Annotated in this window: 12 protein-coding genes; 8 read left to right on the plus strand and 4 right to left on the minus strand. The window is 34.8% G+C overall.

Annotated elements, in window-relative coordinates:
* The first annotated feature begins 64 nt into the window (after positions 1-64).
* From carA to N4A45_11215, 8 genes are all read left to right on the plus strand, one after another.
* Positions 65-1,174, plus strand: coding sequence for a glutamine-hydrolyzing carbamoyl-phosphate synthase small subunit (carA, locus tag N4A45_11180; protein MCT4665786.1), 1,110 nt, complete (start codon positions 65-67; stop codon positions 1,172-1,174).
* 2 nt (positions 1,175-1,176) lie between these two features.
* Entirely contained in the window at positions 1,177-2,463 is a 1,287-nt protein-coding gene (eno, locus tag N4A45_11185; GenBank protein MCT4665787.1) for a phosphopyruvate hydratase, read from the plus strand.
* 20 nt (positions 2,464-2,483) lie between these two features.
* Positions 2,484-3,791, plus strand: a complete 1,308-nt coding sequence (locus tag N4A45_11190; GenBank protein MCT4665788.1) for a citrate (Si)-synthase, eukaryotic — start codon at positions 2,484-2,486, stop codon at positions 3,789-3,791.
* Positions 3,792-3,877: 86 nt separating this feature from the next.
* On the plus strand, positions 3,878-4,810 hold the full coding sequence (locus tag N4A45_11195) for a hypothetical protein (protein ID MCT4665789.1): 933 nt from the start codon (positions 3,878-3,880) through the stop codon (positions 4,808-4,810).
* A gap of 439 nt (positions 4,811-5,249) precedes the next feature.
* On the plus strand, positions 5,250-6,545 hold the full coding sequence (gene tilS / locus N4A45_11200) for a tRNA lysidine(34) synthetase TilS (GenBank protein ID MCT4665790.1): 1,296 nt from the start codon (positions 5,250-5,252) through the stop codon (positions 6,543-6,545).
* A gap of 62 nt (positions 6,546-6,607) precedes the next feature.
* Positions 6,608-8,605 (plus strand): thioredoxin family protein, encoded by a 1,998-nt coding sequence (locus N4A45_11205; protein ID MCT4665791.1) that lies wholly within the window; start codon positions 6,608-6,610, stop codon positions 8,603-8,605.
* 574 nt (positions 8,606-9,179) lie between these two features.
* Entirely contained in the window at positions 9,180-9,749 is a 570-nt protein-coding gene (locus N4A45_11210) for a hypothetical protein (GenBank protein MCT4665792.1), read from the plus strand.
* Positions 9,746-10,492, plus strand: coding sequence for a hypothetical protein (locus N4A45_11215; GenBank protein ID MCT4665793.1), 747 nt, complete (start codon positions 9,746-9,748; stop codon positions 10,490-10,492). The genes N4A45_11210 and N4A45_11215 overlap by 4 nt, the downstream gene beginning before the upstream one ends.
* A gap of 638 nt (positions 10,493-11,130) precedes the next feature.
* Here the strand turns inward: N4A45_11215 and N4A45_11220 are convergent.
* The 4 genes from N4A45_11220 to N4A45_11235 form a co-directional block, all read right to left on the minus strand.
* Positions 11,131-12,372 (minus strand): hypothetical protein, encoded by a 1,242-nt coding sequence (locus tag N4A45_11220; GenBank protein ID MCT4665794.1) that lies wholly within the window; start codon positions 12,370-12,372, stop codon positions 11,131-11,133.
* A 277-nt stretch (positions 12,373-12,649) separates the two neighbouring features.
* A complete protein-coding gene (locus tag N4A45_11225; GenBank protein MCT4665795.1) occupies positions 12,650-13,813 on the minus strand; it encodes a 3-hydroxyacyl-CoA dehydrogenase NAD-binding domain-containing protein in 1,164 nt (387 codons plus the stop codon).
* Positions 13,814-13,815: 2 nt separating this feature from the next.
* Positions 13,816-14,586, minus strand: a complete 771-nt coding sequence (paaG, locus tag N4A45_11230) for a 2-(1,2-epoxy-1,2-dihydrophenyl)acetyl-CoA isomerase PaaG (GenBank protein ID MCT4665796.1) — start codon at positions 14,584-14,586, stop codon at positions 13,816-13,818.
* 428 nt (positions 14,587-15,014) lie between these two features.
* Positions 15,015-16,619, minus strand: coding sequence for an ATP-binding cassette domain-containing protein (locus tag N4A45_11235; protein MCT4665797.1), 1,605 nt, complete (start codon positions 16,617-16,619; stop codon positions 15,015-15,017).
* Positions 16,620-16,926 lie beyond the last annotated feature (307 nt).

The raw sequence follows: 16,926 nt of genomic DNA on the forward strand, positions 1-16,926 counted from the left end.
TAAAAGGATAAAGTTCTTAGCTTTATCCTTTTTTTTTACTTTGTACTGAAAGAGACTATACAACATGAAATACCAACCAAAAAAAGATGCAAAAATCGTCCTAGAGGATGGGACTGTTTTTTATGGAAAAGCTGCCGGACACATCGGAACAGCTTTCGGAGAAATTTGTTATAATACTGGAATGACAGGGTATCAAGAAGTATTTACAGATCCTTCTTACCATGGACAATTAATGGTATTGACCAACGTACATATCGGAAACTACGGTGTGCATGATGCCGAAGTAGAATCTGATGAAGTACATATTACTGGGCTTATCTGTAGAGATTTTCAAACTACATTTTCTCGCCCAAGATCAGAAGATAGCCTTCAAGACTATTTCGAAAAACATCAAATAGTTGCCGTTACAGATGTAGATACTAGAGCTCTTGTTAGTTACGTGAGAGATCAAGGTGCGATGAATGTCGTAATTTCAAGTGACGAAAACTTATCGGTAGAAGAACTTCTTGCCAAAGTAAAAGAATATCCTTCAATGGAAGGGCTTTCTCTTGCTCCAAAAGTATCTACCAAAGAAACTTATACACTGGGAGACGAAAACTCTGATATTCGTATTGCCGTGATGGATTACGGGGTAAAGAAAAATATCCTTAACTGTCTGGCAGATAGAGGAGCTTTCCTAAAAGTGTTCCCTTACAATACAAAAATTGATGAGGTAAAAGACTTTAATCCTAATGGTATTTTCCTTTCTAATGGACCTGGAGATCCAGGAGCGATGACCGAGGAAATTGAAGTTGTAAAACAGCTAGTTGATCTTGAAAAACCACTTTTTGGGATCTGTCTAGGACACCAACTTTTGGCGCTAGCCAGCGGATTAACCACTTATAAAATGCACAATGGACATAGAGGAATCAACCATGGTGTACTAAACTTAGAATCAGGAAAAGCCGAAGTAACTTCTCAAAATCATGGTTTTGCAGTAGATGATAAAAGCCTTGATGCTTGCCAATCTGTAATACTTACCCACAAAAACCTAAATGATAACTCTGTAGAAGGGATTAGAAGAACAGATAAAAATGCTTTTTCAGTTCAATATCACCCAGAATCGAATCCTGGACCACATGATTCTAGATATCTTTTTGACCAATTTATCAACAATATAAAACAAGCAAAATAGTCATGGGAATTATTACTGACATACACGCAAGAGAAATATTAGATTCAAGAGGTAATCCAACAGTTGAAGTTGATATCCTTACTGATTCAGGTGCTTTTGGACGTGCTGCTGTACCTAGTGGAGCCTCTACAGGAGAACACGAAGCAGTAGAACTTAGAGATGGAGATCAGAATCGTTTTTTAGGAAAAGGGGTTCTTCAAGCTGTTGCCAATGTAAATGACAAAATAGCCGATGCCGTTTTGGGAATGGATATAGAAGATCAAGTTGGTGTGGATCAAACCATGCTAGAATTAGATGGAACACCAAACAAAGCGGTACTTGGAGCTAATGCAACACTAGCAGTTTCTATGGCAACAGCTAGAGCAGCAGCTATGGAAACAAACCAGATGCTTTATAACTACATAGGAGGAGTGAATGCGAGAGTATTGCCTGTTCCAATGATGAATATCCTAAATGGAGGAAGCCATGCAGATAACTCAATCGACTTCCAAGAGTTTATGATTATGCCTACTGGTGCAACAAGCTTTGCGGACAGCCTAAGAATGGGTACTGAAGTATTTCACCATCTAAAAGCAGTACTTAAAAAAGGTGGTTATGCTACAAATGTAGGAGATGAAGGTGGATTTGCTCCAAACTTATCGTCAAACGAACACGCAATGGAAGTAGTTCTTCAAGCGATAGAAAAAGCAGGTTACCGTCCAGGTGAAGACATCGGATTTGCACTGGATGTAGCTTCATCAGAATTTTTCAAGAAGGACGAAAATATCTATCATTTGACGCATTCAACTGGAGATAAATTATCAGCCAATGATATGATTTCTTTATATGCCGACTGGTGTAAAAAATACCCAATCCTTTCAATAGAAGATGCTCTTGATGAAAATGACTGGGCAGGTTGGGCAGAGCTTACGAAAATCCTTGGAGACAAAGTACAATTAGTAGGTGATGATTTATTTGTAACAAACTCTACGAGACTTGCAAGAGGAATAGAAGAGAATATTGCCAATTCTATTTTAGTAAAAGTAAACCAAATAGGAACACTTACAGAAACTATGGAAGCTGTAGAGTTAGCACATAGAAATAACTATACTTCTGTTATGTCTCATAGATCTGGAGAAACTGAAGATTCTACTATTGCAGATTTAGCTGTAGCATTAAATTGTGGACAGATAAAAACAGGTTCTGCCTCACGTTCTGATAGAATGGCTAAGTATAATCAGTTACTTAGAATAGAAGAAGCTTTAGGAAATACTGCAGTTTTTGGTAAAAAATATATGAAATTTTTATAAATAGCCGTAATTTCGAGGTTATGAACAAGATTAAAGATCAATTCGCAGCCAAAATAGGACCTGCGATTCAAGAGAGAAGAGAGATTCTCACAAAATATGGTGATGAAGTTGTTGGAGACATCAAAGTTCGTCAAGTTTATGGAGGAATGAGAGGAATGTTGAGCATGATTTGTGAAACATCTAAACTAGATCCAGAAGAAGGAATCCGTTTTAGAGGATACTCAATTCCTGAATTACAAGAAAAATTACCTTCTTACCCAGGAGGAAATGAACCTTTACCAGAAGGTATTTTTTATCTAATGTTGATGGGAGAACTACCAACAGAAGATGATGTAAGACGTTTGTCTAACCAATGGGTACGAAGAGCTGTTGTTCCACCACATGTGTTTAAGGTAATTGATGCTTTACCAGAGCATACACATCCAATGACACAATTCTCGGCAGCCATTATGGCTTTGAGAACAGAGTCTGAGTTTTCTAAGGCTTACCGTGACGGAATTAACAAAAAAGAATATTGGGATCCTACTTATGAAGATGCAATGAACTTAATTGCACGTTTACCAAGAGTAGCAGCCTATATTTATAGAAGAACGTACCACAACGGAGATCATATTGAGCCAAATACAAGTCTTGATTGGGCAGGTAACTTTGCGCACATGCTTGGATTCGAAAATGAAGAATTTCGTGAGCTAATGCGTCTTTATATGACCATTCACTCTGACCACGAAGGAGGAAATGTTTCTGCACATGCTACGCATCTTGTAGGATCAGCACTTTCTGATGTATATCTTTCATTTGCCGCAGGTATGAACGGATTAGCAGGACCACTTCATGGTTTAGCAAATCAAGAAGTTGTACGTTGGTTACTGAATATGAAAGCAGAATTGGGTGGAGGACAGCCAACCAAAGAGCAAATTGCCGCTTACTGTAAGAAAACATTGGCAGACGGAAAAGTAATTCCAGGATTCGGTCATGCAGTTCTTAGAAAAACAGACCCAAGATATACTGCACAAAGAGAGTTTGCATTGAAACACATGCCAGATAATGAACTTTTCCAAATTGTATCTAAAGTTTATGAGGTAGTTCCTCCAATCTTAGAAGCAACAGGGAAAGTGAAAAACCCTTGGCCAAATGTAGATGCTCACTCTGGAGTTCTATTAATGAAATACGGATTGGTAGAATATGATTTCTACACAGTATTATTCGGTGTTTCAAGAGCTCTTGGTGTACTTACCAATCTTATTTGGGATCGTGCAACAGGATCGCCAATCGAAAGACCAGGATCTACATCAACTCGTTTGATGAAAGAAATGATGGAAAATCGTTAAGCAATAATCCATTTTATAATATATATCACCATTCAAAGGTAATTCCTTTGAATGGTGTTTTTTTTACTTTAAACTTAAAAATGATCATGAAAAAATATCTACTCTTTTTATTATTTTCTTTTTTGATATCCACACTTCAAGCTCAGGAAAAGATTCAAGGAAATACAGACGAAGAAGTTCACAAAAATATGATGAAATTACTTGAAGAACTTCCTGACAGAAAACAAAAAGAGTTTGGCAAAAGTATATTTTTACTTGGATATGCTTATGAAAAAGTCGATTCCCATAAAGTATATGGTTTGAGAAATGGATTTAGATTAGATGAAATAGAAAATTTAAGAACCTCGATTTTTTTTGTGGGAAAAACGCCTGAAGAAATCATGCAAACAGCCGAAGAACTATTCCTGAAAAATAAGGCTAAAAAAATAGAAGAAATAAAGGCTAAAATAGCAAGAGCCGATAGAATCATTGAAACAGCCAAAGAAGACTCTGTTAAACTAGCCAATGGCTGGAGTAAGGAATTAAAACGCATTGAACTTAAAAAATCCTATTTTACTTTTGAACACCACCCAATGCTAAATTCCAATGACACTACGCATTATCAAATAATTAATTTGGAATACAAAAATAGAAGTAGAGAATTTAAAAATATCAAACACCTGCTCATAGATTATGAGCTCATAGAAACATCAACAAAGAAAATATTACGATCAGAAAAAAGTTTAGCCGTAAAGTTTAAAGAGAAAGAAAAAACAGGTAAGGTAAAACGACTTTTCTCCACTTCCACGAAACGTCATCCATTGGCGGAAGATGATAGAATAACCTTAAAAGACTTTTTAGAAAACGGAAAGTATCAAATCAATATGAAAATAACTCAAATTGATTTTTATGGAGACCGAAAACCTTTTAGACCAGATTATAAAGAGAAAATCGCTAACCAAGTGTATCAAAAAAAATACTATATCCGTGACCTCCGAGAGAGAGAAACAATGACGTGGGAACGTCTTATTCACGAATAATATTTCTGTCTACCTGTCAGTTCGAGTGATTTCTTTGTAGAAAAAAGTATGTCAGTTCGAGTGATTTCTTTGTAGAGAAACGGAAAAGAACTTGTATCGAGTATGTCAGTTCGAGTGATTTCTTTGTAGAGAAACGGAAAAGAAATTGTATCGAGAACATTTCCCTATGGCAACCACAAATCAAGCTCTTCAAAGGGGGCTTATTGGGAATATTACCCATGGCAATCACAATTCAAGCCCACTTTGAAGAGCTTGTCCCGGTTTTCGGGAGGGGAAGGGGAATGTTGCAACTTTTTGAGAAATCGACTAAGAAGTTTTATTTTGTTTATACACTCTGTGTAACATCCCCCTTCCCCCTTCAAAGGGGGCTTATTGGTGAAAAAACACTGGAATTGACAAATTGATACAATTTTAATTGATTATCTTAGCTTCACCACTTATGAAAACGAAATTCCAAAAATATTGGCAAAACGAAATCCTGCCATATCTCCAGGGCAAGCAAATTTATCTTGCTTGTAGCGGGGGAGTGGATTCGGTGGTTTTATTTTATTTGTTGAAAGAGCATCATATTTCCTTTGAAGTACTTCATGTAAATTACCAGTTAAGAGGGGACGATTCCGATTCCGATGAAAATTTTGTGAGCCAACTTTGTGTAGCAAATAATATTGTTTTTCACTCAAAAAAAGTAGATACGCAGGCTATTAAAAAACAAGAAGGGGGAGGAATCCAAGAAATTGCTAGAGAGATTAGATATCAGTGGTTTCAAGAGTTTACCAGTAAAAATGGTGCGATATTAACAGCACACCACCTCAATGACCAAATTGAAACGGTATTGTTTAGATTGGCAAGAGGAAATGGTTTTTCTGCATTGGATGGAATTTCAAATAGAGTAAAGGCAGACATTTTTAGGCCCTTATTGACTTTTTCCAAAGAAGAAATACAACAGTTTGCTCAGGACAAAAAACTTGCTTTTAGCGAAGATCTTTCTAATGCCAAGAATGATTATTCTAGAAACAAAATAAGAAACCTTGCGATTCCAATATTCAAGGAAATTTTTCCCAATCTAGAAATCCGTTTTAAAGAATCACTTGAAGATATAGCTCAAAAGAAAGCCCTTTTGGAATTGCAACAAGAAGAATGGAATCATCGTTTTTTAGCAAAAGAGCCCTTTGGTTTTAGTATCGAAAAAAGAACAATAGGACAAAATAAACTCATTTTAAGCAATTTTTTCTTTCAATTTGGTTTTAAAGATCAGCATAGTTTAGAAAAACTGCCCTTTTTAGAAACCGGGAAAAAACTGTTATCAACAAGTTTTGAGCTCATTGTTGGAAGGCAAAAATACTATCTAAAAAATTTATCGATAACAGAAAAAAACAGTTTTACCATTTGTGAAAACGAGTTAAAAGCCACGGAAAACGAATTTCAACTTCCTATAGAAAGTCGTATTTTGGTCGAAGACTTGAGTATTCGTTTGGATAAAACGAAACTGGTATTTCCATTGGAAATAAGAAAAAGAAAATCAGGAGATTATTTTTACCCTGAAAAGTTTCATGGGAAAAAGAAATTGAAAGATTTTTTAAACTCTTTGCAAATGGATATTCCACAAAAAGATGCTACTTGGTTACTCTGTGATCAAGAGAAAATTCTTTGGGTGATAGGTTACCGAAAAGACAAACGAGCTTTAGCAAATTTGAAAGAAGGTGAAATTTTGGAACTAAAAATTTCGAAAGACTAAAAAGAACATATATCTTAACCAATTATTTTCCGAAGGAAATAAAACCATTAAAACATTATTCTATGAAAAGAATCCTTACGCTATTAGTACTGCTCACTACTTGGGTATCCTTTGCACAAGTGGGAAAAGTAGTGGATTGGACTTTTGACAGCCAAAAAACAGGTGAAGGCGAATATAATTTAATTATCAATGCCGAAATTAAAGATCATTGGCATCTATATTCATCAGATTTGGGTGGAGCAGAAGGACCTATTCCTACAGAAATTGCTATTGAATCTCAAGGGACTGTGGAAACTGTAGGTTCTTTAAAAGAATCTGGAACACTCAAAAAAGAGTATGATCCAAATTTTGAAATGGAATTACGCTTCTTTGAGCATGATGCAAAATTTGAGCAGAAAATTAAGATAATCAACCCTGATAGCCTCGTAAAAGGATATATCTATTTTATGGTTTGTGATGACAAACAATGTCTTCCACCAGAATATGTAGATTTTATCTTTAACCCAAAAACAGAGAAACTTACATTAAAAGAACTAGTAGGTGGAATTGAATTTAAAGAAGGGGAGAAGAATCCATTTGTTGTTGAGAGTATTGATTTAAAAAAACCAGTAATTGAGTGTACCGTAAAAGCTGAAGAAACAAAAGGTAAAGGTTTTTTTGGAGTATTCTTTTTGGGGTTTTTGGGAGGTCTTTTGGCATTGTTAACACCATGTGTTTTTCCAATGATACCTTTAACAGTTAGTTTTTTCACAAAGGGATCAAAAGATAAAAAGAAAGGAAAGAAAAATGCATTTTTATATGGTTTTTTCATATTTGCTATTTACTTAATCCTGAGTATTCCTTTCCATGTTTTAGATAATATCTCACCAGATATTCTTAACCAAATATCAACGAGCGTAACACTCAATGTGATTTTCTTTGTTGTATTTATTGTCTTTGCAATATCTTTCTTTGGGTATTTTGAAATTACTATGCCGTCAAGTTTAGCGAATAAAGCAGACACTGCTTCTAATTCTGGAGGGCTGATAGGAATCTTCTTTATGGCATTGACCTTGGCAATAGTATCATTTTCATGTACAGGTCCGATATTAGGATCCTTATTAGCGGGTTCTTTATCAAGTGATGGTGGAGCAATGTTGTTAACGGCAGGAATGGGTGGATTCGGTTTGGCTCTTGCTTTACCTTTTGCTCTATTTGCAATGTTTCCAGGTATGTTAAATTCATTGCCTTCATCTGGAGGATGGCTAAACTCAGTAAAGGTAATTCTAGGTTTTGCCGAAGTAGCTTTAGCATTTAAATTTTTATCAAACGCAGATTTGGTTCAGCATTGGGGCTTAGTAAAATACGAGGTTTTCTACGCAATTTGGATATTGTGTGCTTTAGGTGCAGCTGTTTATCTATTCGGTTGGATAAAATTTCCACATGATTCTCCTTTGAAAAAGATTACACCAACTCGTTGGATTATCGGGGCGTCATTTTTCCTTTTCGCTGCATATCTTGTTACAGGATTTAGAGTAAGTGAGCAAACAGAAACGTATATTCCAAAAAGTTTAATGAGTGGTTTGGCACCATCTCCAGGATATAGTATCTTTTATCCAAAACATTGTCCTCAAGGGTTAAACTGTTTTCATGATTATGAAGAAGGGTTGGCTTACGCTAAGCAGGTAAATAAACCTGTCTTGATCGATTTTACGGGACATGCATGTGTTAATTGTAGAAAAATGGAAGATAATGTATGGCCAGAAAATGGAATTAAAGATTTAATAGCTCAAGATTATGTTCTGATATCTCTTTATGTTGATGACAAAGTAGAGCTACCTAAGGACGAACAAATGGTTTATAAAATGAAAAGTGGAGCTGTTAAAAACATCAAAACAATAGGAGATAAATGGAGTACACTTCAAACTGAATCTTATGGAAACAACTCTCAACCATGGTATTGTCTTATCTCACCTGATGAAAAGTTATTAACATCCCCTGTGGGTTATACACCCGATGTGGAAGAATATAAACAATTCTTAGAGTGTGGTTTAGAGGGTTTTAAAAAGTCTAAACACTAGTTATCAACAATTGTTGATAAGTATAAAACTAATCCTCATCAGAATGTCATTCTGATGAGGATTTTTTTGTTGTACCGTTTACGTGTTAAAATTACCTACTTACTTCACTGCGTTCATAACTGGCTTTTAATAATGTAACGGCATTATATTATACCAATGAGTAAATTAACAACGTAAGCGGTATTATTTGTTTTGGAGCGTTGTGTTTATGATAAAAACCCAATAGTTTGTGGTTTAGTCGATACATATTGTGTTTTTATCAAATAATTTCTAGATTTATTGCGGCTAGTATAATTTTTGAGCTGTTTATTGTTGAAAATCAGAATTATAATAAGTTTTGATATCAAATTTTAATTCGAACACTAAATATTAAAAGTGTTATGGATATAGTCTATAAAACCATTAAATTTTTAAAATTATAAAACCTTTATTTATTTTACTAGTTATTATTCTGAGTCTTGATCTTCAGGCTCAGAATATACATTTTCAGTTTTTTGATTACGGAATCACGGATTATGAAAAAGAAAAGTGGACTCCTGAAAACGACTTAACTTATCGAGACCATAATGATGGAGTGAGAACCCATTTTAGTTTAGGGCTTTCTTTTAGGAAAAGACAAATAAACCATACCCTCCTATGGGAGTTTTATTATGAAGACCTTAAGAGTAATCATACAACAATCCAGCAAGGCGTCTTAAGAGCTCAGCGAGTAAGCAGTCGTCGTTTTTTAAGACATGGTTTGAATTATATAAGAAGCAAAGAGCACAAAATCACCCCTAGTATTATTCTGGACTATGGATTTAATCTAAGCTTATTATTGCAACCCAATTCTGTGTTTTTGAGTGAATATATAGATAAAACCGAAGAATTGTTTGATTTCAGTAGAGCGGTGGGGACAGTAAATCAACTGGGAGTAAGAACAGGACTAAATATAAGAGTGAGTTATCGACTCAATAAGTTCCGATTGGGCTTACATCTAGATTCTTATTTAGAGGGTATTTATGAATCAAATGTAGATATCATGGAGACTTTTTATTTGAAAAATATTCAACAATTCTCAAAAAACTATCCTAATACTTATACTACCACATGGACATTTATTCCGTACAGAATGGGAATTCATTTAGAATATCATATTAAATGAAAAGAGTTCTATATATAATTGTTTTGTTGTATTCTTTTCAGATACAAGCACAAAAATATGAGCTAAATACGTCTTTAGGAGTTCTATCTTATACTTCAGAGAAAAATGAATTAGAAAATACGATTTTAGTTAATGAAAAATATTTGTCTAGTGAAATGTTTTATGAAATAAGACGGTATAAGAACAAAAAGTATTGGTCTTTCAATCTAATACACTTCTTTGGTCGAAACCAAAGAATAATGAGAATCCATGAATTGGGACAGACAAGGAGTTATTTATCAAGAGGTTTACATCATAATTTTGGTTTTAAAATTTTTAGAGGAAGAAGTTTTGAAGTGCCAAATACACGTTTTAGTATGAGTCATGGCTTGGGTATCGCCTATCGTTTTGAACACATCCAAAAAAATGAGCAAACAGAAATATATTTAGATAAGGATAAGAATATCGAATATATTCAAAGAATTACTGAAGAGTTTCCTGATAGCCCTCAGTTTCATAAATTTCAAATAATTTACAGATTCACTTGCTTTTATCAATTAAATAAATCTTTTCGATCTTTTCTATCTATGGAAAATGATTGGTCTTTTTTAGTTACTAGAGCAGAAGGATATGGGCAACGCATTGATCAGGACTTTAAGTACAATAAATTTAAACAGATTCATTGGGTTCTAAAAGAAAACAGAACATCTTCAAATTTTAATTTTTTCAGACTTTCTATAGGAATCAGTTATACTTTTAAGTAATATATTTTTAGAGTATCATGCAGATCCACCGCTAATTTTGTTACCATAGTAAAATATGTGAACAAAAGAGTATTGTATCGGCATTATTTCATTATTTTAGCAAACCACTGTTTAATCATTATGGTTAAATAGTTAATTTCGATAACAAAAGCTATTCATAATTTCTGAGATCAGTTTTTTTGAAGAGACGATAATAACACTAATAAAGGAAATGAGAATTATTTAGAGCCTACCTACTTGGGTACTTACAAACCTAGATATGGTTATGCTGATGCATCTAATGTTCTTTATTATTCTCTGGGATTAGGTTTTATGTTATACTACCTAATTTGCTCACAGATTATATTGAAAGGTGAAAAATCTATTTCGCTAAAAAAAAATCCCCAACAAATCAAAGGTTGATTGTTGGGGATTTTTTGTAATCAGATAGTTAGTGATTATAGCAAAACACCATAAATGGTATCATATCATTTATGCCATCGTGGTACTATACCATTTATGGTGTTAATTTACCCAAATGCAAAAGCCCTCCCGAAATGTCGGGACAAGCTATTTGAAGTGGGAAAGGGGGATGATCCACTACGATAGCACTCCAAAAGAAGCTAAAATAAATGGGTAAATTTACGCCGTAAACGGTACTACATCATATCATTAGCTTGCATTTTTCTTACTAAAGTATCAAACTCTTCACGCATAGTGTCAGTTCTGTCCATTTCGAAAGTTCGGTATTTTACATTACTCAATTTTGTAAGAACCGTTTCCATGGCTTCCACATTTTTTGTGAGTTTGGCAATATCATATATTCCATAACAAAGTGCAAAAAATACTTTACGGTTTACACGAGATTTTTTGTCTTCCAAATCGGCTTCTTCCAAAAGCTCTAACCAAATATCAATTGCAGAATCCAGTTTTTCTGGGAAAAGCGTGTTTTTAAGTTTATCAACACCGCTATTAATCATTTCAATTGTTTGTTCGCTCTCCGTAAAATCACGTTTTTTTGTGATCGGTATTTTAATCTTAATTTTTCTTTTTTCTGGGGTAAACCCAATCAAATCATTGATAAAATCATTTGTCAGTTCAAGAGACTCATTGATATTTCTAGCTTCAATGGATTTTACGTCTTTTACAATATTTTGGTCTTTGCTCCAAGTAGAGGAATACTCTGTGGTTTTAGGAACCATTCCTCTATAGAATTCTTCACCCTCAACCATAATAGTTACTTCTACCCTAGAGCGGTGGTTTCTTTGCCAAACCTTATCGGTTGTAGTTGTATTGTTTAATTTTTTTGGTGCGTAAACCATGTCTGTGATATCAAAATCATGAATAAAAACCTTGATTTTCACTTGATCCGTAGGTTCTTTTTGAACCAAACCTTTTAGTTTTAGATAAGAATTTTTTTTAGATTTATGGTTTAAAAAGTTTACATTTTTAAGATTCGGTTTTCGATACTTAGGAACTGTAGGTGTTCTATAAATCGGTTTTCTAGGCAGAACGAGTTTGGGTTTATTGTCTTGTTGAAGAAGTTTTTGCATTCCCGACAGCTTATTGAATTCTGCCATCTGTATTTTATATTCTTCTTTTCTTCTTGCCGTTTCGGCTTGATATTCTTTTACAGCAACTTCATGATTTGCTTTGTGCTCCACAAGGTAATTATCCCAGTTTGCAACCAGTTCATTGTGCTTACTTCTTGCCATCATTTCAGCCTGTTTTGAGTTTTCAGGATAATTTGATCGTAAACTTAACTGATAACCACCTTCCCAATCTTCAATGGGTTTACTAGGTAAAATGGTATCAATAAAATTAAATTTAATTTTTTCAAACTTTTGTGCGTGCAAACCAAAAGAAATAAAAATTCCCGCGATTAATAAAGTGTTTTTCATTTTTAAAGATTGTTTTAAATTTAGGTAAAGATAAAATAAAAAGCCAGTATTGTGAACGCAGTGAAATTGGACTTTTCCTTTTTGTCCAATGCCAATATATTGTGAAAATTTACTTATGAAGAAATGAAGTAAATGGTATTGAACAAGTAATCGGTATTACATTTTGTTTTTATATCTAATATTTGGTTTCCTAAGAACAATAAAACTATTTTTCCACTTCGATCACAAGGAGCGTAATACGCTAATAAAAAAAAGAGCCTCAAAGGCTCTTTTTTTATTATTCTATCAAAAATGTTTCACCATTTTCGATCATTTTTTTAAGAATCGGCGAAGGGCGATAGCGGTCTTCATGGTATGTTTCGTAGAGATCCATCAGACCATTATACACATTTTCTATTCCCCATTCATTAGCCCAAGCAAGCAATCCTTTTGGATAGTTTACCCCTTTGGCCATAGCTAAATCAAGGTCTTTTGCGGTGGCAATATTAAGGAAAAGAGCATCGGCAGCTTCGTTTATGAGCATCAAAACCACTCGGTTGACAATTTCTTTTGCCAATTTTTCATCCTCAATAGCTGTTGGGTTTTCAGCACCTTCGGTATAATTGTAGAATCCATGTCCTGTTTTACGCCCATATCTTCCCGCTTCTACCAGTCGTTTTTGCGAAAAAGAAGGCTTATATCTTGGGTCGTAGAAAAATTCTTTAAAAACCGTTTCGGTTACCACATAGTTTACATCATGTCCAATAAAATCGGTGAGCGTAAAAGGTCCCATACGGAATTCTCCATGCTCTGTAAGTGCCCAATCAATGGTAGCAATATTGGCTTTCCCTTCTTCTAATATACGGATGGCTTCCCCATAAAAAGGTCTTGCCACACGGTTTACGATAAATCCAGGAGTATCTTTTGCCAAAACAGTTACTTTTCCCCAGCTGTCGATCATATTTCTTGCATCTAGGGTCGTTTGTTCGGCAGTTTGAACCGCAGGAACAATTTCTACGAGTGGCATGAGCGGAGCGGGATTGAAAAAATGAATCCCGATCACTCTTTCAGATTTTTCGCATGCCGCAGCAATAGATGTTACGGAGAGGGAAGAAGTATTGGTGGCTAAAATACAATCATCGGAAACGATTTGCTCAAGTTTTCCAAAAACCGATTTTTTAATCTCTAAGTTTTCGATAATTGCTTCAATGATCAATCCACAATCTTTGAACGCTTCCATATTTTCCACATATTCGATATTGTTGTGGATGGCATCTGCTTTTTCTTGACTGATTTTCCCTTTTTCCACCAGACGAGCAAGGATTTTTAGGAGTTTCTTTTCAGAAGTTTCCAATGCCGCTTTTTGGGTGTCAAAAAGTACTACTTGGTGCCCCGATTGTGAAGCTACTTGTGCAATACCAGATCCCATGGCTCCTGCACCTACTATTCCTATTTTTTGCATGATTACTTTCCTTTAAATTCTGGTTTTCTTTTTTCTAAAAATGCGGCAACGCCTTCATTAAAATCATGACTTTTTCCTGCCATAGTTTGAAGTTTACCCTCAAGATCAAGTTGTTCTTGGAGATTATTAGAATAGCTTTCGTTTAAAGCTTTTTTTGTCAGTCCGATTCCATAAGTAGGCATTTTGGCCAATTTTTCAGCCATTTTATTTACAGAGCTTTCGTACTCTTCATCAGAAAGGCATTGGTAAATCATTCCCATAGCTTCAGCATCTTTGGCAGAAACTTTATCTCCCAGCATCATCAATGCACTCGCTTTTTGGAATCCGATAATTCTTGGTAAAAAGAAAGTTCCTGCTGAATCTGGAATTAATCCAATTTTTGAAAAAGCTTGAATAAAAGAAGCATTTTCGTGTGCCAAAACAATATCACAAGCCAAAGCAATATTGGCTCCAGCACCCGCAGCCACACCGTTTACGGCGGCAATTATGGGTTTTTCTATCTCACGGATTTTCAAAATGATTGGGTTATAATGTTGCTCAACAATATCTTTTAGAGCAGGTCCGTCTTCTGCAGTAGCTTCTGCCAAATCTTGTCCTGCACAAAAGGCTTTTCCTTCCCCTGTGAGTATAATACAACGAACCTCGTCATTGTTTTTGGCTTCATCAATGGCTTCTTGTAAAGCCATTGCCATCGCTCTGTTAAAGCTATTGAATACTTTTGGTCTATTGAGTTTGAGGGTCAAAACCCCATTTTCTATATTTGATATAATCATCTTGTACTTTTTTTACTTGGAAGTCAAAGATAGGGAAAAGAAAAAACGGGACAAAGAAAGAAGTGTTCCTAACCAATGTTTCTATTAAGAAAAACTTAAGCTTAAACTGATATTTCAGCGATAGAAAAATATGTAATCTTAGGTTGTTAGGGGGAAGGTATCCCTATTTATGGTAAAAACTGTTATTAATCCTGCTGTTGCACTATCAGGAAACCAAGGCAAAACACCTGTTTTTTTCACCTTTTACGTTGTTAATTTCTCATTGTTTAAGCCCCCTTTGAAGGGGGAAGGGGGATGTTACACCAAGTAAACGCACCCGAAGTAGCTAGAACTTATGGGTAAATTAACACCGTAATCGGTATTACTCAAAAATGAAATACAAAAAAAGCCCCATAAAAATGGAGCTTGTTTTATAAAAAAGAGTGGATTTATGAATACAAAGCCAATCTTTGTTCTTTTATTTTTTCATCGGCAAGATAATCATCAAAAGGCATCATTTTGTCAATCATACCATTGGGTCCTATTTCGATAATCCTGTTGGCGATGGTTTGGATAAATTCGTGATCGTGTGAGTTGAAAATAATCGTACCCTTAAAGTCTTTCAAGCTGTTGTTGAGTGCTTGGATAGATTCTAGATCTAAGTGGTTTGTTGGGTCGTTCATCAAAAGGATATTCCCTTGTTCAAGCATCATTTTTGAAAGCATACAACGCACTTTTTCTCCTCCCGAAAGTACCGAACAGGATTTAAGAACTTCCTCACCAGAGAATAACATTTTTCCTAAAAACCCACGGATAAATACTTCGTCTCTTTGGTCTTCTGGAGAATACTGGCGAAGCCAATCTACAAGATTATCATTGCTCTCAAAAAAGTGATGGTGATCTACGGGTAAATAGGTTTGCTTGGTGGTAACTCCCCATTTAATTTCTCCTTGATTATGAGCTTCTTCACCCGCAATCATTTGGAAAAACTGATTGACAATCATTCCATCCTTAGACATAATAGCTACTTTGTCTCCACGATTTAGGTTGATGTTTACATCTTTGAAAAGATTGGATTCTAAGTGTTCTACATTCAATATTTGATCTCCTGCTTCTCGTTCTTGTTCCCAGATAATGGCAGGATATCTTCTTGAAGAAGGCTCAATGTCTTCTATATTCAATTTTTCTAATACTTTCTTACGTGAAGTAGCTTGTTTAGACTTAGAGGCATTGGCAGAAAAACGCTGGATAAAATCCTGAAGTTCTTTCTTTTTGTCCTCCATTTTTTTGTTTTGCTGTTGACGCTGTTGTAGTGCCAACTGGCTTGAGTGGTACCAGAAAGAATAGTTTCCTGTAAATTGTTTTATTTTACTGAAGTCGATATCTACAATATTGGTACACACATTATCTAAGAAGTGACGGTCGTGAGAAATAACGATTACCGTGTTTTCAAAATCCGCCAAGAAATCCTCTAGCCAAGAAATGGTTTCAATATCCAAGTCGTTTGTTGGCTCATCCATTAATAAGATATCAGGATTTCCAAAAAGTGATTGCGCTAGTAGAATCCTTACTTTAAGATTTCCAGAAACATCACTCATTTGACTATAATGAACCTCTTCTGAAACACCTAGGTTTGAAAGAAGCGTTGCGGCACCACTTTCGGCATTCCATCCGTCCATTTCTGCAAATTCAGCTTCAAGTTCGGCTGCTTTTACCCCATCCTCGTCAGAGAAATCGGGTTTCATATAGATGGCGTCCTTTTCTTTCATGATGTCATACAGTTTTTTGTATCCCATCATCACGGTGTCCATTACAGAAAACTCGTCGAACTCGTAGTGATCCTGTTTAAGAACCGCCATACGCATCCCTTTTTCTATAGATACATTTCCTTTGGTAGGATCTTGTTCTCCTGAAAGGATTTTAAGAAAAGTAGATTTTCCAGCACCATTGGCACCGATTATACCATAGGTATTTCCTTTGGTAAATTTGATGTTTACTTCATCAAATAAAACACGTTTTCCAAACTGTAAAGAGAGGTTATTTACTGAAATCATGAATTGTCGAAAATTGAATTTGGTGCAAAAATAACTAATTCATTGTGAATGATGATAGGATTTGTTTTAAGAGATGGCAAGTTCTTTTTTATTCTGGCATATATCTATCATTTTTAACAGAAAAGACTTGTTTAGTTTTTTTATTATTGATAATATTACTCCTTCATATTAAGTGAATTATTTAAAAAAAATGATTAAAATATATTTTGAAAATACAGGTGTATTTACATTGTACCGATATTGAGAACCTTTTATTAGTGAGCAATATTTTTGAATACAAATACGTTGAAATAAAGTTGTAACAATT

Source organism: Flavobacteriales bacterium (assembly GCA_025210805.1).
Lineage (GTDB): Bacteria > Bacteroidota > Bacteroidia > Flavobacteriales > CAJXXR01 > JAOAQX01.

Bases quoted from the DNA above. Each gene is read 5' to 3' on its own strand.
- N4A45_11235 (MCT4665797.1), bottom strand. From the start codon at position 16,619: ATGATTTCAGTAAATAACCTCTCTTTACAGTTTGGAAAACGTGTTTTA.
- paaG (MCT4665796.1), bottom strand. From the start codon at position 14,586: ATGATTATATCAAATATAGAAAATGGGGTTTTGACCCTCAAACTCAAT.
- N4A45_11190 (MCT4665788.1), top strand. From the start codon at position 2,484: ATGAACAAGATTAAAGATCAATTCGCAGCCAAAATAGGACCTGCGATT.
- tilS (MCT4665790.1), top strand. From the start codon at position 5,250: ATGAAAACGAAATTCCAAAAATATTGGCAAAACGAAATCCTGCCATAT.
- N4A45_11225 (MCT4665795.1), bottom strand. From the start codon at position 13,813: ATGCAAAAAATAGGAATAGTAGGTGCAGGAGCCATGGGATCTGGTATT.
- carA (MCT4665786.1), top strand. From the start codon at position 65: ATGAAATACCAACCAAAAAAAGATGCAAAAATCGTCCTAGAGGATGGG.
- N4A45_11220 (MCT4665794.1), bottom strand. From the start codon at position 12,372: ATGAAAAACACTTTATTAATCGCGGGAATTTTTATTTCTTTTGGTTTG.
- eno (MCT4665787.1), top strand. From the start codon at position 1,177: ATGGGAATTATTACTGACATACACGCAAGAGAAATATTAGATTCAAGA.
- N4A45_11215 (MCT4665793.1), top strand. From the start codon at position 9,746: ATGAAAAGAGTTCTATATATAATTGTTTTGTTGTATTCTTTTCAGATA.
- N4A45_11205 (MCT4665791.1), top strand. From the start codon at position 6,608: ATGAAAAGAATCCTTACGCTATTAGTACTGCTCACTACTTGGGTATCC.
- N4A45_11195 (MCT4665789.1), top strand. From the start codon at position 3,878: ATGAAAAAATATCTACTCTTTTTATTATTTTCTTTTTTGATATCCACA.